The sequence below is a fragment of the Streptomyces sp. NPDC030222 genome, assembly GCF_055573115.1.
Genome location: NZ_JBVICA010000002.1, coordinates 305558 through 324258, shown reverse-complemented (window position 1 = coordinate 324258; position 18701 = coordinate 305558). Strand labels below are relative to the sequence as shown.

Below are 18701 nucleotides of genomic sequence, written 5' to 3'. Positions count from 1 at the left end.
AACATCCCTGCCTGTGAGCGGTCCGGCGGCCGGCGTCAGTGCGCCTCGGCGATGTGCTGGGTGCCGATGCGCTTGCGGAACACCCAGTACGTCCAGCCCTGGTAGAGCAGCACCAGCGGGGTCGCCACGGCCGCACACCACGTCATGATCTTCAGCGTGTACGGGCTGGAGGAGGCGTTGGTGACGGTGAGGCTCCACGCCGGGTCCAGCGAGGACGGCATGACGTTCGGGAAGAGCGTCAGGAAGAACAGGGCGACGACCGCCGCGATGGTCACTCCGGACAGGGCGAACGACCATCCCTCACGTCCGGCCCTGATGGTCACGACCGCACCGATCAGCGCGGCGCCGGCCACGACCACGGCGACCAGGCTGGTCCCGTCGCCCCTGCTCGCCTGGGTCCAGAGCAGGAAGCCCATCGCCAGGACGACGGTGATCAGCCCGAGCACCGACGCGAGCCTCCGTGCCCGTTCCCGGATGTCCCCGACCGTCTTCAGCGCGACGAACACCGCACCGTGGAAGGTGAACAGGGCGAGCGTCACCAGGCCGCCCAGCAGGGCGTAGGGGTTGAGCAGGTCGAGGAAGGTGCCGACGTACTCCTTGTGCGCGTCGATCTTCACACCGCGCACGATGTTGCCGAAGGCCACGCCCCACAGGACCGCCGGGATCAGCGAGGTCCAGAAGATGGCGCGCTCCCAGTTGGTCTGCCAGCGCTCCTCCGGCCGCTTCACGCGGTACTCGAAGGCGACGCCACGGATGATCAGGCACACCAGGATGATCAGCAGCGGGAGGTAGAAGCCGGAGAACAGCGTGGCGTACCAGTCGGGGAAGGCCGCGAAGGTGGCGCCGCCGGCGGTGAGCAGCCAGACCTCGTTGCCGTCCCAGACGGGCCCGATCGTGTTGATCAGCACCCTGCGTTCCTTGCGGTCGTGGGCCAGCAGCTTGGTCAGGACCCCCACCCCGAAGTCGAAGCCCTCGAGGAAGAAGTAGCCGGTCCAGAGCACGGCGATGAGTACGAACCAGACGTCGTGGAGTTCCATGTCACAGTCCCGGTCGTCATTCGTTGATCGTTGATCGTCGGTCGTCGGTCGTTGATCGTCGACGTCAGTACGAGAAGGCCATCGGGCGGTCGGCGTCATGGTCGTGACCGCCGATCCTGGTGGGCGGGTTGAGGTCGTCGGCGGTGAGCTCGGGCGGCCCGGCCTTGGCGTACCTCACGAGCAGCCTGACCTCGATGACGGCGAGGACGGCGTAGAGCGCGGTGAAGACGATCATCGAGGTGAGCACCTCGGCGTTCGAGACGCCGGGGGAGACTGCGTCCCGGGTGCGCAGCACGCCGTAGACGGCCCAGGGCTGCCGGCCCATCTCGGTGAAGATCCAGCCCCAGGAGTTGGCGATCAGCGGGAACCCGAGCGTCAGGGTGCCGATGAGCCAGTACAGCCGGGTGAGCCGCTCGCCGAGGGGCTTCCTGAAGAGGACGAGATACGGCACCTCGTCCTCGCCGACCCGCTGCGCCTTCGGCAGCAGGAACTTCTTCCGGGTGAGCCACAGCCCGGCGAGGCCGATGGTGAAGGAGGCCATGCCGAAACCGATCATCCAGCGGAAGCCCCAGTAGGCGACGGGGATGTTCGGCCGGTAGTCGCCCGGTCCGTACTTCTTCTGCTCGGCCTCGTTGGTGTCGTTGATACCGGGCACGTACGAGCTGAAGTCGTCGTTGGCCAGGAAGGACAGCAGTCCGGGGATCTCGATGGCGACCTTGTTGTGCCCCTTCTCCACATCGCCGTAGGCGAAGACGGAGAACGGGGCCGGGCCTTCGCCGTCCCACAGGGCTTCGGCCGCGGCCATCTTCATCGGCTGCTGCTTGAACATGACCTTGCCGAGGAAGTCGCCGCTGACCGCGGTGAGCAGTCCTGCGACGACCACGGTGACCAGGCCGAGCCTCAGCGAGGTCTTCATCACGGGGATGTGCTTCCGGCGGGCCAGGTGGTACGCGGCGATGCCCACCATGAACGCGCCGCCGGTGAGGAAGGCCGCGGACAGGGTGTGGAACACCTGGGTGAGGGTGGTGTTCTGGCTGAGGACGGCCCAGAAGTCGGTGAGTTCGGCCCGGCCGGTCGCCTGGTTGATGCGGTAGCCGACGGGGTGCTGCATCCAGGAGTTGGCCGCCAGGATGAAGTAGGCGGACAGGACGGTGCCTATGGACACCATCCATATGCAGGCGAGGTGGATGCGCTTCGGCAGTTTGTCCCAGCCGAAGATCCACAGCCCGATGAACGTGGACTCGAAGAAGAACGCGATCAGAGCCTCGAAGGCCAGCGGGGCGCCGAAGACGTCTCCGACGAAGCGCGAGTAGTCGGACCAGTTCATGCCGAACTGGAACTCCTGCACGATGCCGGTGACCACGCCCATCGCGATGTTGATCAGGAAGAGCTTTCCCCAGAACTTCGTGGCTCTGAGGTACTTCTCCTTCTCCGTGCGCACCCAGGCCGTCTGCAGGCCGGCCGTGAGGGCGGCGAGCGAGATGGTCAGGGGTACGAAGAGGAAGTGGTAGACGGTGGTGATGCCGAACTGCCAGCGCGCCAGCGTCTCTGGTGCCAGAGCTAGGTCCACGTCGCCTTCTCCTTACATCCGGCGTGGTCACAGCCGCAGCATGCCCCTTGGATCTCGTACAACTCCGGACCAACCAGGGCACGCTTGTGAACGCGTTCACATTCACAAGCATTATTGCCCATGCGAAATTCGCACGTTCAACCGGGGCCCCTCTTGAAAGGTCAGCACTTCAACATCTTGTTGAAGTGCTGACTGGAGCGCCGCGTCCCGTGGTCCGTCCCGTGGTCCCGTGGTCCGGTGGTCCGGCACTCCCATGGCCCCGCGCCCTGAGGACCTGGCCTGCGCGGATGACCGGCGGCCGGCCGGGGGATATGCCGCGGGGCCGGGAACGAAGGGTTCCGTTCCCGGCCCCGCCGGAGGCCCGCCTACATCTCCTTGCGGAACGCCTCCGCCGTGTGCAGGAAGAGGTCGTTGGCCTCGTTCTCGCCGATGGTGACCCGCACACCCTCGCCGGCGAACGGCCGGATCACCACGCCGGCCTTCTCGCAGGCCGCCGCGAAGTCGAGGGTGCGCTCCCCGAGACGCATCCAGACGAAGTTCGCCTGCGTCTCCGGCACGGTCCAGCCCTGCTCGACCAGTGCCTGGTACACCCGGTTGCGCTCGCACACCAGAGCGCCGACTCGTCCCAGGAGTTCGTCCTCGGCCCGCAGCGAGGCCACCGCGGCGTCCTGGGCGAGCTGGCTCACACCGAAGGGCACGGCGGTCTTGCGCAGCGCGCCCGCGACCGGCTCGTGCGCGACCGCGAAGCCGACCCGCAGTCCGGCCAGGCCGTACGCCTTGGAGAAGGTGCGCAGGACCGCGACATTGGGGCGGTCGCGGTAGAGCTCGATGCCGTCGGGTACCTCGGGGTCCCTGATGAACTCGCGGTACGCCTCGTCCAGCACCACCAGCACGTCCGACGGCACGCGGTCCAGGAACCGCTCCAGCTCCGCACGCCGTACGACCGTGCCGGTCGGGTTGTTCGGGTTGCAGACGAAGACCAGCCGGGTGCGGTCGGTCACGGCGTCGGCCATGGCGTCCAGGTCGTGCACGTCACCGGCGGTCAGCGGCACCTGCACGGCGGTGGCGCCGCTGATCTGCGTGATGATCGGGTAGGCCTCGAAGGACCGCCAAGCGAAGACGACCTCGTCACCGGGGCCGGAGGTGGACTGCACCAGCTGCTGGGCGACGCCCACCGAACCGGTGCCCGTGGCGATGTGGCTCACCGGCACGCCGAACCGGGAGGACAGCTCCTCCATCAGTCCCGTGCAGGCCATGTCCGGGTACCGGTTGAAGTTCCCGGCCGCGGCGACCGCGCTCTCCATCACGCCGGGCAGCGGCGGATAGGGGTTCTCGTTGGAGGACAGCTTGTACGTCACCCGGTCGTCGCCGGAAGCGGCCGGCTTCCCCGGCTTGTACGTGGGAACACCGTCCAGCTCGGCGCGCAGCTTGGGACTCGTCTCGCTCACCGCAGGTCCTCCTCGGCCCTTGCAGATCAAGTGCCGTGCGGGCGGATCCCGCGCACAGCAGCTCCATGCTCATCAATACTTCTCACCTTATGAGGATTGAGCCCCGGTGCGAATGGCGGGCGACCAGAAATCAAGGGCGCACGCTTCAAACCGTGCGCCGTGGCTTGCGCCGTGGCGCGCATCCCCCGTGAAGGTGAGTTGAGACCTCTTCGAGACCTACGTCAAGTGGCGACCGTATCCGCCCGGACACTCCGCACTCTTATGCCGATCACATCAACTCCCTCTCTTTTCAAGGGGATAGACCATAAGTGATCATGCAGAATCGTGCCTGTCAATGCGGGCATATGCACCCGCGCCCATCACCGCCCATCCCCCTAATATCGGCTCGCCATGACAGCAGCAGGGAAGCACCAGGTGAGCCGGTCGACCGGTCGCCGGCTGGGGCGAGCGGGCATCCGGGACGTGGCCGCCGCAGCCGGTGTGTCCATCACGACCGTGTCCGACGCGCTCAACGGCAAGGGCCGGCTCCCGGACGCCACCCGCCGGCATGTCCGCGAGGTCGCCGACCGGCTGGGCTATCGCCCCTCCGCCGCGGCCCGCACGCTCCGCACGGGAAAGTCCGGCCTCATCGGCCTGACCGTCACCACGTACGGAGACGAACCGTTCACCTTCACGGAGTTCGCGTACTTCGCGGAGATGGCCAGAGCCGCGACGTCCGCCGCGCTCGCCCGCGGCTACGCCCTGGTCATCCTGCCCGCGACCTCCCGGCACGACGTCTGGTCGAACGTCGCACTGGACGGAACCGTCGTGATCGATCCCTCCGACCAGGACCCCGTGGTCACCGAACTGGTCCGCCAGGGTCTCCCCGTGGTCTCCGACGGGCGCCCCGCCGGGTCGCTCCCCGTCACCGCATGGGTCGACAACGACCACGAAGCGGCCGTCATGGACCTGCTCGACCATCTCGCCGCCGCCGGCGCACGCAGGATCGGACTGCTCACCGGCACCAGCACGGACACCTACACCCGTCTGTCCACCACGGCGTACCTCCAGTGGTGCGAACGGGTCGGCCAGGACCCCGTCTACGAGAGCTACCCGGCACACGACCCGTGCGCGGGCGCCGTCGCCGCAGACCGGCTGCTCGCCCGGCCCGACCGGCCGGACGCGGTCTACGGGCTGTTCGACCCCAACGGCACCGACCTCCTCGCCGCCGCACGGCGCTACGGTCTGCGCGTGCCCGACGACCTGCTGCTCGTCTGCTGCAGCGAGTCCACCGTGTACACCAACACGGACCCGCCGGTCACCACGCTGTCCCTCAAGCCGCGCCGCATCGGCACGGCGGTCGTCCAGCTGTTGATCGACGCCATCGAAGGGGTCGGGGGCAGCCGTCCGGTCGAACAGGTCATACCGACCGAACTCATCGTCCGCGCCTCGTCGGAACGTCGCCCTCCGCGTACGACCGTGAGCGCACCACGTTCACCATCGACGGACTGACCCGGATGAACAGGGGCGAATTGCCCGCCGGGCTGGGTGTACAGCAGGATTGACCACCCCTGGTGCGTCACACAGCAGGGGCCTCATTCCTATGATGGGCGCACGACATCACGGATCGGCGTCGATCGGCAGGGAAAACCCTTCCGACGGCGGGGGAACGGTCCGACCGGTGTACGGCGGCGCGACGGTGGTGGAGGGGTCAATGACTCAGGGGGCCGGTCAAGGACCCGTGGTGCGAACGGCGACGTTGCGCGACTTCCGCGTGCCGCCGTATGCGCAGGCTCCCGCGCATCCCGACGGCACGCCCGCAGTGCCGTCGGAGGAAGCGCATGCACTCGTCCCGCCCGCCGCTCCGTCCGCGGCGCCTGCGCCCGCCGGGTCCGTCCCACCCGCGCCGGACGGACCGCCGGCACCGCCGGCCCACCAGGTGTCTCCCCCGCCGCAGGGTCACCCGGCCGTACCGCCCACGCCTCCGGCCGCCCCGGTCGCCGGCGAGCACACTGCCGCATTCGGCCCCATGGGCGGCGGCACGGCGCCGGCGCACCCGGGGAACGCGCTTCCCGGCGACGAACCGGACGGCTACACGCCCACCGCACGCGACCTGCCGGTCATCAACCGGGGCGACACCGTCCAGGTGCACGTCACCCCCGACCCGGCCCCGGTGCCCGACAACGGCCGCGGACCGCTCTACGTCGTCGGCGACGTCCACGGCTACCTCGACGAACTCGTCGCCGCGCTCCGGGCCCAGGGGCTCATCGACGCCGACGGCAACTGGGCCGCGGGCAACACCCGGCTGTGGTTCCTCGGTGACTTCACCGACCGCGGGCCGGACGGCATCGGCGTCATCGACCTCGTCATGCGCCTGTCCGCCGAGGCCGCGGCAGCCGGCGGCTACTGCAAGGCCCTCATGGGAAACCACGAACTGCTGCTCATCGGCGCCAAGCGCTTCGGTGACACACCCGTCAACTCCGGTGCCGGCACGGCCACCTTCCAGGCGGCCTGGCTCCTCAACGGCGGCCAGAAGTCCGACATGGACCGGCTCCAGGACGTCCACCTCCAGTGGATGTCCCGGCTCGACGCGGTCGTGGAGGAGGACGGACACCTCCTGCTGCACTCGGACACCACCGCGTACCTCGAGTACGGCTCCACCATCGAGGACGTCAACGACACCGTCCACGAGATCCTCACCCGCAATGACGCGGACGAGTGCTGGGACCTCTTCCGCAAGTTCACCAAGCGCTTCGCCTTCAACGACGAAGCCGGACCCACCGCCGTACGGGAACTGCTCGACGCCTACGGAGGACGGCGCATCGTCCACGGCCACAGCCCCATCCCGTATCTGCTCGGCCAGGTCGGCTCCGAGGACGGCGACGAGGGTTCCGGTCCGGTCGTCGACGGTCCGCACGTGTACGCCGAGGGGCTCGCCATCGCCATGGACGGCGGAGTGACCATGGCCGGAAAGCTACTGGTCGTCCAGCTGCCGCTGCCCGACTGAGGGCGACGAGCAGGGGCGATTTCCGGAAACCCCCTGTCACCTCGCGCCGTGCCCGCTCTACCATCGGCTTATCCGTAGCAGGCTCTCCTCCGTTTCCGCCCAACTGCCCGTCCACACAGGCATTCCGGCCCTACGGAGCATCGGGGGATGCACATGAACAGCGCTCCGCACCTGCTGGCCGAGGACCGCCCGGAATTCGTGCGCGCCGTCGACGAGGCTCTTCGCAGCGTGCGCGACCGGCCGGATCCCAACGGAACGGGCCGGCAGCTCGGTATCGACCGACTGCGCACGATGGCCCTGGACGCGGCGGTCCTGATAACCGCCGCCGCAGCCGCCGAGTACGAGCAGTACGTGAAGGTCCGCGAGGTGCGCCGCTCACCGGCCTCCGCGGGACAGGACGCCGTCCCCGCCCCTGCAGCGGGCGGCACCACCGAGCCGGCGGGTGCCGGGATCGCCGCCGTCGTGACCGTGCTGGCTCCGGTGCTCTCCGGCACCGCCACGGTGATATTCCTGCTGGTGGGCTATGCCCTGACCCTGTTCACTCCCGAACCGGCCTTCGCACGGACCATGCTGACGGCGGGCTGGTCCTTCGCGGCGCTCACCGCACTCGGCATCCTCGTCGCGGCGGTCGGTCTGCTGATCACGGCGTTGCGGAACGGCACCGCCTCCGTCGCGGCGGCATCGCCGGATCCGGGGGACGACCCCCTTGCGGACGACGTGACGCGCGCGCGGGACGCCTGGCGTCAGGCGCTGCTGGAGCGCGGCATCCTCCCGTTCCTGCGGGACGCCCTCGCCGACCCCGCCCCCACCTCCGGCACCGGCTCGTCGGCATCCCCGGATTCGACGGATTCCCCGGCCCGCCGGATTCCCACGCTCGGCTACAGCAGCCCCGATTTCGCGAGCCCGGACGAGGTCGCGGGCAGCCCCCGGCCGACGTTCACCAGCCCGGACTTCACCAGCCCCCACTTCGGGGGGCCGGAGCACCGGCCGGACTGAGTCCGCAGGCATCGGGGCGCCTGCCCATGGCCTCCGACGCGCGTGTGCCGTGCTCGACGCGCGTGTGCCGTGACCGGCGGACCGGGCACGGCACACGTCAAGCCGTCAGAACTCGGCGGCGTCGGAGCGCAGGACTACTTCATGGTCTTGGCGCGGTGATTCACCCAGGCGTTCACTCGCTCCTGCGGGCTGAGGGAGTCGCGCTGGACCGACCTGTTCATCGCTTCGCCCGGGAGCAGGAACGGGGCACCGAACGGGCCGCAGACGGGACCGCCACCCAGCCCGGGGGTCCCGGTGCCCGGAATGCACTGGGCTTCCTGGAGGGCGATACTGTCGCTGTGCCCGACGGTGATGTAGACCCTTCTCTCGTCGGTGCCGGGGTCGTCGTCGTCGGGCAGCGTCCCGGTGTGCACGGCGATGCCACAGGGGTTCTCCGGGGCGTCGTACACGTTGAAGCCGTATGTCGTGCCGCCGGCGGGCCGCTGGAAGGCGAAGACCGTGATCCCGGCGAGCTGGGCGAGGTACTCGTTGCCGTGGTCGGTTTCGGCGTCCACGTCGACGCACGGTCCCGTCGCACCGGTCGCGCCCGTGGCACCCGTGGCACCCGTCGCACCGGTCGCGCCGGTCGCGCCCGTGGCGCCGTCCTCACCGGGGGCACCGGTCGCACCCGTGGCACCCGTGGCACCCGTGGCGCCGGTCGCACCCGTGGCGCCGGTCGCACCCGTGGGGCCGACCTTGCACCGGTCCTTGTCCTTGTCCTTGTCCTTGTCCCCGTCGTGCTGCGCGATCCGGGGCTTGCAGTCGTCGCCCGCGGCGACCGTGGTTCCGGGGTTCAGGACCTGCGCCGTGGCGATCTGGGGTCCGGCGATCCCGGCCAGCAGGAGGGCGAGCGAGGCGACCGTGCCTCCCGCCATCCATTTGCCGCGACGGGGCAGCGGTCCCAGACGGGACCCCGTCCTGTTCTCAGGACTCATGTACGTGCTCCTTGTTCGAACCGGTTCGGGCGCGCCCCGAACGCAATAGCGATGCTTGCCCGCTCGGGACTGCAGCGCTCGCGGGTCGTGCCCAAATGGGTAGATTCATCAGCAGCACGGGCCAATTCCTACATACATATGGACCAACTCCATCCAATACGCCCATAGCGTTGTTGCGCCTGACCGGGCAGCAATCGGCGACCCCCGCGCGTGGACATAAGTCATGGAATGACTTGCTATGCCACAGTGAGGCCCGGCCGCCCTCCGCCACGACAGACACCCGGGACCGGTGATGACGTGAAGCCGTCCATTTGCCTGTGCATGATCGTCAAGAACGAGTCGCGCGTCATCGAGCGGTGCCTCGCCTCCGTACGCGATCTGGTGACCACCTGGGTGATCTCCGACACCGGCTCGACGGACGGCACCCAGGACCTGATCCGCTCGGCACTCGGCGGCATCCCCGGGGAACTCCACGAGGAGCCCTGGGTGAACTTCGGCCACAACCGCTCGCTGAACATCGCGCACGCCCGGGGCAAGGCCGACTATCTGCTGCTGCTCGACGCCGACCTGGCCATCCGTCAGGACGCCCCGCTGCCCCGGCTGACCGCGGACGCGTACATGCTGCGCCACGACTGCACGACCTCGTACCGCATCAAGCGCCTGGTCCGAGGGGACTTCACATGGCGCTACGAAGGCGTCACCCATGAGTACCTGACCTGCGACGAGCCCTCCAACCAGGAGAACCTCGATGCCCTGGTCATCGTGGACTACGGCGACGGCGGGTCGAAGCACGACAAGTTCGAACGCGACGCCCGGCTGCTCGGCGCGGAGATGGAGCGCGACCCGGGCAATTCGCGCACCGTCTTCTACCTCGCCCAGACCATGCGCGACATGGACAGGGACGCCGAGGCCATCACCCTCTACGAGAAGCGCGCGGAAATGGGCGGCTGGGCGGAGGAGGTCTACTGCTCCCTGCTCCAGGTCGGCATCCTCAAGGCCGGGAACGGCGACTGGCCGGGGGCGATGGACGCCTTCACCCGGGCGTGGGAGACCCGGCCGCAACGCCTGGAGGCCTGCTACGAACTGTCCTGCCGGCTCCGGACCATGGGCCGCTACCAGGCCGCCCACGCGCTGAACTGCGCCACCCTGGGCAAGGAGTGCCCGGCCGAGGACCTGCTGTTCACCCAGCCGTGGGTCTACCGCTGGGGGCTGCTGTTCGAATACTCGATCACGGCGTACTGGGTCGGCGACTACAGGAGTTCCCTACAGGCGTGCGACCGTCTCCTGGCCATGCCGGACCTGCCCGAGTCCCACCGCCGCCAGGTCCTCGCCAACCGCGAGTTCGCCCGGATCCAGCTGGCGGCCATCCCCCTGCCGACCACAGGCGGGCGCAGGACCAAGTCCCAGCGCCCGGCCCGCAAGTCCCGCTGAGGCCTCTCCTCAGACGCCGGTGAACCGGTCTCCCGCCGGGCCTTCGAGGAGCCCCGGCGGGAGCCTTCGGCCGTAGGCGAGCAGCAGCAGGTGCTGCGCTTCGCCGAACACCTGCGTTCCGGTGCCGAAGGACCAGTCGAGGTCGGTGGCGCGGAGCCGTACACCGTCGAGGTCCGCGCCGAAGAACTTGGTCGTCCGGGGGGTGACACCGCCCAGCAGGATGCGCAGCCGGTCCTCGGGCACTCGGCGGTCGAGGCCGAGCGCCACCGTGATGTCCAGGCCGTGCACGACGTCATGGCCGAGAGCGGCCGCGGCACCGCCGACGGGCGGCGTCCACGGATGGTGCGCGTTGTCCCGGAGCAGCCGCGCGAGTTCCCGGGGCGAGTGGGCCGCCGCGTCCCGGCGCGCACACCGGTCGGTCATCCGGTGGAGGCGTCCTCCCGCCTTGAGGAGTTCCAGGACGGTCCTCGGCAGCGAGTACCGGAAGCCCAACGACATATGGGCTGCGACCTCGCGCACCCGCCAGCCGCCGCACAGGCTCGGCGCGTCCCATCGGCGGTCCGTGAGCGTGTCCAACAGGTCGGCCAGCTCACACCGTTCGGCCGCGATCGCCGCTGTGATGTCTGCCGGTTGCGTGTGCTGATTCGTGGTCTCTCCCATGGCGTCCAGCCTGGTCGCGCATGCCACCATAAGTCCAAGACCGTGTGCTTATCTCTCCTAGAATCCTCGGTTATGGAGCTCCGTCAGCTGCAGTACTTCGTCACGGTGGTGGAGGAGGGCGGCTTCACCCGTGCCGCCGCGCGGCTGCACCTGGCACAGCCGGGGATCAGCGCCCAGATCCGGCAGCTCGAACGGGAGCTCGGACAGCAACTGCTGGACCGTTCCGGCCGGTCGGTCACGCCGACCGAAGTGGGCGAGGCCGTACTGCCGTACGCCCGGGCCGCGCTCGCCGCCGTGGAGGGGGCGCGGCAGACGGTGGACGAGTTCAGCGGTCTGCTGCGCGGCCGGGTCACCATCGGTGTGCTCTCCGGTGCCGGCGTCCACGGGTTTCCGCTGACCTCCGTACTGGCCGCGTTCCATGAGCGGCACCCGCGGATCGAGGTCACCCTGACCGAGGACTCGTCGGAGCATCTGTTCACCGCCCTTCAGCGCGGTGAACTGGACATCGCGGTGGCCGGACTCGCGGACGAGGAACCTCCGCCCGGTGTCTCCGTCCAGGTCGTGGTCGACGAGCCGCTGGTCGCCGCCGTCGCCGGGGACGACCAGCTCGTCGCGGACGAGGGCGGTACGAGCGTCCGGCTGGCGGCGCTCCGGGACCGGCCGGTGATCAGTCTGCCGCGCGGTACCGGTACCCGCGGAGTGCTGGACCGCGCCTGCGCCCGCGCGGGGTTCCACCCCCGGGTGGTGTTCGAGGCGGCCGATCCGCGGTTCCTGGCGCAGCTCGCCGCCCGCGGGCTCGGGGTGGCGGTGGTGCCGATGCCCCGGGCGGACGTCGCCTCCGGCCTCGGTCTGCGCGTCCTGACGCTCGTCGAGCCGCGGCTACGCGCCCGGGTCGCCCTCGCCTGGCGTACCACCGGGCCGGCCGGACCTGCGGCCTGCGCCCTGCTGGGCCGTCTGCGAGCCGCCTTCGGCGACGCCCCGGGCAACGTCGGCGAGGCCGCACGGTAGGCCCACCCGGAAACGCCCCGGATCGCGGACGGGCCCGCGACTCCCCCCATGGGTCGCGGGTCCGTCCGCCGCCCGGTCGCCCGGGTCGGTCGGCTGGACCGGACTGCTCGGCCAGTCGGCCGGGTCAGTCGGCCAGCGGCAGGTAGACGCGGTTGCCGCTCTCCGCGAACTCGCGCGACTTCTCCGCCATGCCCTCCTCGATCTCCTCCTGGGTACCTCCGTGTTCGCGCCGGATGTCCTGTGAGATCTTCATCGAACAGAGCATTAGCAGAGTATCCATATGGTCTAGGGTCGTGGACAGACAGCCACACGAGACCCGAGGGGGGCCGCCGATGGAGAAGCGCGAAGAGCTCGTCAGCAGGTTGCGAGGGGTGCCCGAAGGCACGCCGACCGTGGACGAGGTTCGAGCGATGCTCGCCGCGGACCCGACGCTCAAATGCGTCGTCTGCTACGCGCGCATCTCGTTCGACGGACGGGTCAAGGACGCCCACGGCATCGAGGACCAGCACCGCGAGATGGGCGACCACGCCCGTACGTTCGACTGGCTGGTGGTCTACCGGTACACCGACAACGACAAGAGCGCGAGCAAGGAGAGCGTCGTTCGCGACGACTTCGAGCAGCTCATCACCGACCTGAAGGCCGGCCACACGCCCGAGGGCTACCCCATCCATGGCGTGATGGCCGTGAACGACGACCGCCTCTACCGCCGGCCGAGCGACTGGGAGCGGTACCTGAAGGCGTTCACGGCGCACGAAGGCCGCGTCTACCACGACTCGAACGGCATCCAGGACCTCTACGCCGAGGGGTTCGAGATCAAGGGTCTCGTGGGCGTGGCCATGTCGCTCAGCGAGACGAGGAAGAAGCAGCGCCGCTCACGCAACAGCCACCGCAACCGCGCGATTCGCGGCCTGGCCGTCTCCGCATGGCGACCGTTCGGGTGGGAGGACGACAAGGTCACACTCCGCCCGAAGGAGGCCGACGCGATCCGCCAGGCCGTCAAGGACGTGATCGCGGGGGCATCCATCTCCGAGATCACCCGGCAGTGGAAGGAGGCCGAGTTCATCACGAGCCGGGGCAACCCCTTCCAGTACCAGACCGTCAAGCAGGTACTGATGAACCCGCGACTCTGCGGCTACCGGGAGATCAAGGGCGAGCTCGTCCGCGACGGCGACGACAAGCCCGTAGTCGGCGAGTGGGAGGCGATCGTCACTCCCAAGGACTGGTACGCCGTGACCAACACGATCCGCGAGCGGGGACGAGGGTCCGGCGTGCCGACGGGCGGTCTGGTCCACAAGTACCTGCTGACGGGCATCCTCAGGTGCGGCAACGTCCTGGAGGACGGGACCGTCTGCAACAACAAGATGATCGGCATCAAGGCGAACGACTGGCTGAAGTACAAGCACGCCTACATGTGCAAGAAGACCGTCGACGGGGGGTGCAACAAGACGTACAAGCGGGGCGACGAGACCGACAGGTTCGTGGTGGACGTGGTCATCGCCAAGCTGGAGAAGGACGCCGCCAGCAAGTCCCGCGACGTGCCCGACTGGGACAAGGCCGAAGCCCTAGAACGTGCCATCCGCAGCCGCAAGGAGCTGGAGCGCCGGTGGCACGACGACGAAGACACCGACATCGACGACGAGGCGTTCTTCCGGAACCTTCCGGTGATCGAGCGGCGCATCAAGGAGCTGCGTGCCGACCAGGCGAAGAACGAGGCGTTGAAGGCGGAGGCCGAGGCCGCAGAAGCCGACATCGCCGCGTCGTTCAAGGGCAAGACGCTGACGCAGAAGCGCAAGGCCATAAAGGATGCGCTCGTAGCCGTTGTGGCCGTCCCCGGCGGCAAGGGGAACAAGGCGTTCGACTACGAGCTGCTCAAGCCTGTGTGGCGCACTTCCGAGTGAGGCGGGTACCCAGCCACAGCATGACTCTGAGCTGGGACCGCTCAGCGGCGAGACCACGGCACTAGGTCGTGTTCTTCGAAGTCGGTGATCTGACTGGATGGCCGTCCGGGGCAGTGGCGGGCGGCAAACCACATGGCGGGGTCGCGGGCGAGGTCTAAAGCATGTCCTAGGCGTCGGGGTTCTTGCCCGTGGCAACGGTATTGATGCGCTGAACCTGGAACTTGGCGAACGACTGCAGGTCGTGGTCCTTGGGCAGAGAGTCGCCGAAGACGAAGGCCACGACGGTGCCGACGCGCAGGACCACGCCCGGGCGGTTCCCGTCCGCGTAGGCGTCGGTCTCGTCGGCGCCCGCGTCGACGGTCAGCGGCTTGGCGTCGGGCTTCCCTTCATGGGTGTCGGCGACCAGCGACTTCATGCCCACCTTGGCGTTGTCGACCGAGTCGTACGCGAGGAGCTCGAAATCCACGAACGCCCCGCTCGTGGAGTACCGGCTGTTCCCATACGAGGTGAGCCCGGCACAGCTGAATCGAGCCCCCTGCTCGCAGCGCTTCTGCAATTTGCTCCCGTCCCTGACGAGGGGCGAATCTCCCTTCCAGCCCTTGGGGGCGGCGAGTTCGCTCGGGATGGCCTGGGCCAGCTGGGAAGGGTTGAACGGCGCGTCGGCTGCGCGACTCTCACCGGCGCCTCCACCACTAGTACTGCCTTCCGAGCAGCCCGCCAGTGCCAGTACCAGCGTGATACCCGCAGCCGCACCGCGCATCGTTCGAAGCATCATCACTCGTTCCCCCATCAGTGATCATCCATCAGTTGTACTTGGATAGGTGTTGTCGGAGTCGTCGAGGTCGCTGACCATCATGATGAGCGCACCCTCGGACGGGTCGTCGATGCGGTCGCCGCTCTCGCTGTCGGCGCCGTTGCACCGATCACCCGTCCGCTTCGTATCCGCCCGCTCTGGTCGCGGTCGGCATTGCAGGCGGGACAGGCCGCTCCGCTGCCCTTTGGGGCAGCGGACCAGCAGGGGGCTCCGGTCAGCTGGCTGCAGCCCCGCGGCGCCTGAGGGCGTAGAAGGTGATGCCGCCGAGCAGGAGGACTCCGGCGCCGATGCCGACGGGCAGCGCGAGCCTGCCCACGAGCGACTCGTCGCCCTTCGCGGCGGCCGTCGTGCCGTCGGCCCTGCCCTTCTCGTCCGTCCCGCCGGTCCCCTCCTGGTCGCCCTTCCCGTTCGTGCCGGGCGGCGAGGCGCCCTGGGTGGCGTCGTCACCGAAGTGGAACACCGGGCTGTTGTCGGAGCGCGGCGTGCCGGAGACGTCCACGGTCAGCGAGATCGGTACGACGATGCCCTTCGCCTCGTCGTCCGGCTCGGCGACCTGTGCCTGGATATAGTACGTGCCGGGCACGTCGTATCCCTTGGAGTCGGAGGTCTTCGCGGCGTCCCCGTCGGTGATCTCCCAGGGCCCGCAGACCCGCTCGATGTGCCCGGTCCTGCGCGCGAAGAGCTCGGTCACGTCGTGGTCCTCGTTGCACTGCGTCTCCTCGCGCTGTGCGTTGTAGACCGTGACGCTCCAGCCGGTGGTGACGGAGCTGGGGAAGTCGGCCGGGATGTCCACACCGCCCTTGACCGTGAGTTTCTGGCCCGCCTTCACCTCCACCCGCCAGAAGGGGGCCTCACCGACGGCGATCGACTGCCGGTGGGTGCCCGGGCCGATCGGGGTGGCGCTGTTGAAGGAGAAGCCGCCCTCGGCGTCCGCCCCGGTGCGGGGCTCGGGAGTCCGCGCGCCGGCTTCCTGGGTCGTCTTGTCGGCGATGCCGACGAGGAGTTCGACGGGCATCGGCTTGTCGCCGGACTGGGTCACGTCGTTCTCGACCATGATGCAGCCGATGTCGTTCGGTGCGGGCTTCTCGTTGCCCGCTCCGGGTTTGCTGCGGCCTCCGGTGGAGATGATGTTCGCCCATCCCATCGACTGGTCGAACTCCCGCAGCCACTCGCGGGGTTCGCCGTCTCCCGGAGGACCGGCGGCGACGGTGATGATGGAGCCGCGCCCGTACCCCTCCTCGGCGACGGCGGTGGCGCTCACCTGGAGCCGCTGGTCCGGCCGCTTCTTGACCTTGTAGTAGAGGTCGCGTCCGCCGGTGAACTTGTCCAGGTACTGGCCGGGCGTGACCAGCGGAGCGTCCTGGCAGCCGTTGAGGGAGCCGTCGACCGGCTTGCCGGTGGCGTGGTAGGTCCGCCACCCCTTGCGGAACAGGGTGCCGAGATTGGCGGTCAGCGAGTCGGCGTCGTCGGCGTCCGCGTACGACCCGTCGGTCACGTCGGCGATGCACTTCAACTGCGCGCGTGCCGAGGAGGGCGTCCGGAAGCCGACCACGTCCACGGCCAGGTCGATGCCCTGCTTCTTGAGCTCGCGGGCCACCTCGCAGGGAGGCGGCGGCGCGCAGGTGTCGTCGCCGTCCGAGACCAGGATGATGCGGCGCTTGCCGCTGGTGCCGAGGTCCCTGGCGGCTTCGCGGAGCGAGACGCCGATCGGTGTGAACCCGACCGCCTTGAAGCCCGCGACGCGCTTCTTGGCGTCGGCACGCGCCGTCCGGTCCATCGGTGTGACCGGCAGGACCTGCTGGGTGTCGGCGCAGCCCTTCTTCTTGTCCTTTCCGGGGTACGTGGCGCCGTACACGCGCAGTCCCAGCGGGGCCTGTTCGGGGGCGGTGTCGATGATCCGGGTGACCGCCTGCTTCGCGGCTGCGAGGCGGGTCTGGCCGCCGGCGTCGTTCTCGTTCATCGAACCAGACAGGTCGAGAACCAGGTTGATCCGGGCAGGCTCCGGCACCTCCGGCGCTGCGGGGGAGGCGCTCGCGGTCGCGGCCGGCGACAGGAGCACGCCGAGCAGCGGCAAGGAAACAGCAGCGAGCACGCGTCGTCGGCGTGGCCTTGGATACATGAAGGTGATCTCCAGGAAGTTGTCTGTCGGCCCCTAGCTTTGCCGGTCAGGGAACGGGCGCTCGGGAACGGTGAGACGTGTTCTCGCACCGGGGACCAGCGGAGCGGACGTTGTGCCGTCCCGCCTTTCGATCCCCGTGGGTCCAGGCGGCCGGAACGTCTGTGCTGGCCAACGTTCTTGTGTGCGGTGCCGAACTCGATTCACTCGAAGACAGGCACGACACCCCCCAACACCCCACGGCGTGGTCAGCGGGGTGGCCCCGGAGGTGAGTCTTGCGCGGTGTGATCATCTTTTCCAGGGTCTGTGAGTGCAGATAATTGGGCAGTCCTGGCTGCTGCCCGGGCTCAGCCCGAGTGGAAGGTGACTGATGAAGCTGTCGGCCAGTGACCGCGGCCGCCTCAAGGAGATCCTTCGGGCGCGCCGAGCCGCGATCGACCCGGTGACCATGGGGTTCCCCAAGCGCATCCCTGGTCCTGGTCGACGGGCTGCCGGTCTGAGCCAAGAGCAGATGGACGTGCTGCTCACGCGTACTCCGGGCACGTACAACCGGTTCGAGAACGGTCACCTCGCCAACCCCGGTACTGATCTCCTCACCTCGGTCGCAAGGACGCTGCGGCTGGATGAGCAGGAGTGGGCGTTCCTGTGGCTGATCACCCGCAAGGAGAACCCGCCCTATGTTCTGCACGGCTGCTCGGGGACGTCCATTGCCGAAGCGTGGCAGCGGATCATCGATCACATTCACGGTGCGTTGGCGTACGTCAATGACGCTGAATGGAACGTCATCGTTCACAACGAGGACTTCCGACGCCTCTTTCCTCGCGGACAAGCCCCCGCCAACGTCATGCGCTGGATGCTCCTTGACCCCGATGCCCGCACCGACGTGCTGATGCACTGGGAGACCCACTGGGTGCCGGCCATGATGCCCCACCTGAAACACAGCGTGGAGCTGCGCCCGGAGAATCTGGCGCTCGGTCGTCTCGCGTACGACGTTCTCAACGACCCCGTGACCGGACCGCTCTACCGCCAGCATGCGGCAGCCCCCATCCCCTATTTCGACGGCTCCGAACTCCCCATCCGCCACGCCATTCACGGCCCCGGCTGGCTCACGACCTGCCTCGCCGAACCCGTCACAGCCCCCGGCGCCCGCATCAACCTCAGCTTCTACACGCCTGGAGAGCCGCTAACCTGTCGCTACCCCACGCTCGTTCAGCCGCTCGTATCCTGACCAGGCAACACACCGAGGACGGCTCAGTACCACCGGATCCGCGCGCCATCAACAGGGGACTTGAGGTGCGTCACACTGGTGCCCCGGACCGAAGTGGTCCTGGACACCAGTGGCTGAAGCAGCAAGTGGTGTGCTCGCCGACGGTCAGATGTCCCAGGGATTCCGGTCACCAGTGCAGATCTTGAACGAGTGGCTCCACCAGTACCCCTCGTTGGTGGTGACGTAGGTGTTGCTGCTGAAGCCGCCGGGCCGGATCGTCCCGTGCGCCGTCCAGTTGTTTTCTTCGAAGTTCCAGAGGACGGCCTTGACGGGCAGGTTGTTGCGGTAGGAGTTGATGCCGTTCGTGCCCACCCCCATGCCGTAGTGATCCAGATAGAAGCAGGCGCTCAGGCTGGCGGCCACGAAGTCCAGGGTCCGGTATTCGGTGCTGCGGTAGAGGCACAGCCTGTCCGTCGGACACGCTTCGGCGGCCGTCGCCGATGTGGCGCCGATGGTCATCCCTGTGGCCGCGACGGCCCGCCCGAACCACACGCCG

At 68.7% G+C, this 18701-nt stretch carries 16 protein-coding genes; 7 read left to right on the top strand and 9 right to left on the bottom strand.

Annotation, left to right across the window (positions count from 1 at the left end; all coding sequences use genetic code 11):
- Positions 1 to 35 precede the first annotated feature (35 nt).
- From cydB to hisC, 3 genes are all read right to left on the bottom strand, one after another.
- Positions 36 to 1037 (bottom strand): cytochrome d ubiquinol oxidase subunit II, encoded by a 1002-nt coding sequence (gene cydB, locus ACZ4Z5_RS04060; RefSeq protein ID WP_468256289.1) that lies wholly within the window; start codon positions 1035 to 1037, stop codon positions 36 to 38.
- Positions 1038 to 1101: 64 nt separating this feature from the next.
- On the bottom strand, positions 1102 to 2607 hold the full coding sequence (locus ACZ4Z5_RS04055; protein ID WP_468256286.1) for a cytochrome ubiquinol oxidase subunit I: 1506 nt from the start codon (positions 2605 to 2607) through the stop codon (positions 1102 to 1104).
- A 365-nt stretch (positions 2608 to 2972) separates the two neighbouring features.
- The gene (gene hisC / locus ACZ4Z5_RS04050) at positions 2973 to 4055 is read right to left on the bottom strand and encodes a histidinol-phosphate transaminase (protein WP_468256283.1); all 1083 of its coding nucleotides are present in this window, start codon (positions 4053 to 4055) and stop codon (positions 2973 to 2975) included.
- Positions 4056 to 4445: 390 nt separating this feature from the next.
- Here hisC and ACZ4Z5_RS04045 point away from each other — a divergent pair, with 390 nt between their 5' ends.
- The 3 genes from ACZ4Z5_RS04045 to ACZ4Z5_RS04035 all read left to right on the top strand — a co-directional run bounded on the left by ACZ4Z5_RS04045 (position 4446) and on the right by ACZ4Z5_RS04035 (position 8037).
- Complete coding sequence (locus ACZ4Z5_RS04045; RefSeq protein ID WP_468256280.1) at positions 4446 to 5546, top strand: LacI family DNA-binding transcriptional regulator; 1101 nt, start codon at positions 4446 to 4448, stop codon at positions 5544 to 5546.
- Positions 5547 to 5748: 202 nt separating this feature from the next.
- On the top strand, positions 5749 to 7041 hold the full coding sequence (locus tag ACZ4Z5_RS04040; RefSeq protein ID WP_468256277.1) for a metallophosphoesterase: 1293 nt from the start codon (positions 5749 to 5751) through the stop codon (positions 7039 to 7041).
- Between the two features lie 147 nt (positions 7042 to 7188).
- Positions 7189 to 8037, top strand: coding sequence for a hypothetical protein (locus tag ACZ4Z5_RS04035; protein ID WP_468256274.1), 849 nt, complete (start codon positions 7189 to 7191; stop codon positions 8035 to 8037).
- Positions 8038 to 8171: 134 nt separating this feature from the next.
- On the opposite strand, the gene ACZ4Z5_RS04030 is transcribed toward ACZ4Z5_RS04035, so the two are convergent.
- Positions 8172 to 9011, bottom strand: coding sequence for a hypothetical protein (locus tag ACZ4Z5_RS04030; RefSeq protein ID WP_468256271.1), 840 nt, complete (start codon positions 9009 to 9011; stop codon positions 8172 to 8174).
- Positions 9012 to 9332: 321 nt separating this feature from the next.
- Between ACZ4Z5_RS04030 and ACZ4Z5_RS04025 the strand changes: the two genes are divergently transcribed.
- Positions 9333 to 10442, top strand: a complete 1110-nt coding sequence (locus ACZ4Z5_RS04025) for a glycosyltransferase (RefSeq protein ID WP_468256269.1) — start codon at positions 9333 to 9335, stop codon at positions 10440 to 10442.
- A gap of 9 nt (positions 10443 to 10451) precedes the next feature.
- Here ACZ4Z5_RS04025 and ACZ4Z5_RS04020 read toward each other — a convergent pair whose 3' ends face one another.
- A complete protein-coding gene (locus tag ACZ4Z5_RS04020) occupies positions 10452 to 11102 on the bottom strand; it encodes a maleylpyruvate isomerase family mycothiol-dependent enzyme (protein ID WP_468256266.1) in 651 nt (216 codons plus the stop codon).
- 72 nt (positions 11103 to 11174) lie between these two features.
- Here ACZ4Z5_RS04020 and ACZ4Z5_RS04015 point away from each other — a divergent pair, with 72 nt between their 5' ends.
- Positions 11175 to 12110, top strand: coding sequence for a LysR family transcriptional regulator (locus ACZ4Z5_RS04015; RefSeq protein WP_468256263.1), 936 nt, complete (start codon positions 11175 to 11177; stop codon positions 12108 to 12110).
- A 124-nt stretch (positions 12111 to 12234) separates the two neighbouring features.
- On the opposite strand, the gene ACZ4Z5_RS04010 is transcribed toward ACZ4Z5_RS04015, so the two are convergent.
- The gene (locus tag ACZ4Z5_RS04010; RefSeq protein ID WP_468256661.1) at positions 12235 to 12363 is read right to left on the bottom strand and encodes a hypothetical protein; all 129 of its coding nucleotides are present in this window, start codon (positions 12361 to 12363) and stop codon (positions 12235 to 12237) included.
- Positions 12364 to 12442: 79 nt separating this feature from the next.
- On the opposite strand from ACZ4Z5_RS04010, the gene ACZ4Z5_RS04005 reads away from it, so the two are divergent.
- A complete protein-coding gene (locus ACZ4Z5_RS04005; RefSeq protein ID WP_468256260.1) occupies positions 12443 to 14008 on the top strand; it encodes a recombinase family protein in 1566 nt (521 codons plus the stop codon).
- A 166-nt stretch (positions 14009 to 14174) separates the two neighbouring features.
- Here the strand turns inward: ACZ4Z5_RS04005 and ACZ4Z5_RS04000 are convergent, their stop codons facing one another.
- Together ACZ4Z5_RS04000 and ACZ4Z5_RS03995 are read right to left on the bottom strand one after the other, a co-directional pair.
- Positions 14175 to 14768, bottom strand: a complete 594-nt coding sequence (locus ACZ4Z5_RS04000; protein ID WP_468256258.1) for a hypothetical protein — start codon at positions 14766 to 14768, stop codon at positions 14175 to 14177.
- A gap of 268 nt (positions 14769 to 15036) precedes the next feature.
- Positions 15037 to 16914, bottom strand: coding sequence for a vWA domain-containing protein (locus ACZ4Z5_RS03995; RefSeq protein ID WP_468256256.1), 1878 nt, complete (start codon positions 16912 to 16914; stop codon positions 15037 to 15039).
- Positions 16915 to 17308: 394 nt separating this feature from the next.
- Here ACZ4Z5_RS03995 and ACZ4Z5_RS03990 point away from each other — a divergent pair, with 394 nt between their 5' ends.
- Positions 17309 to 18166, top strand: coding sequence for an MmyB family transcriptional regulator (locus ACZ4Z5_RS03990; RefSeq protein WP_468256253.1), 858 nt, complete (start codon positions 17309 to 17311; stop codon positions 18164 to 18166).
- A 144-nt stretch (positions 18167 to 18310) separates the two neighbouring features.
- Here the strand turns inward: ACZ4Z5_RS03990 and ACZ4Z5_RS03985 are convergent, their stop codons facing one another.
- Complete coding sequence (locus tag ACZ4Z5_RS03985; RefSeq protein WP_468256250.1) at positions 18311 to 18697, bottom strand: peptidase inhibitor; 387 nt, start codon at positions 18695 to 18697, stop codon at positions 18311 to 18313.
- Positions 18698 to 18701: the final 4 nt, after the last annotated feature.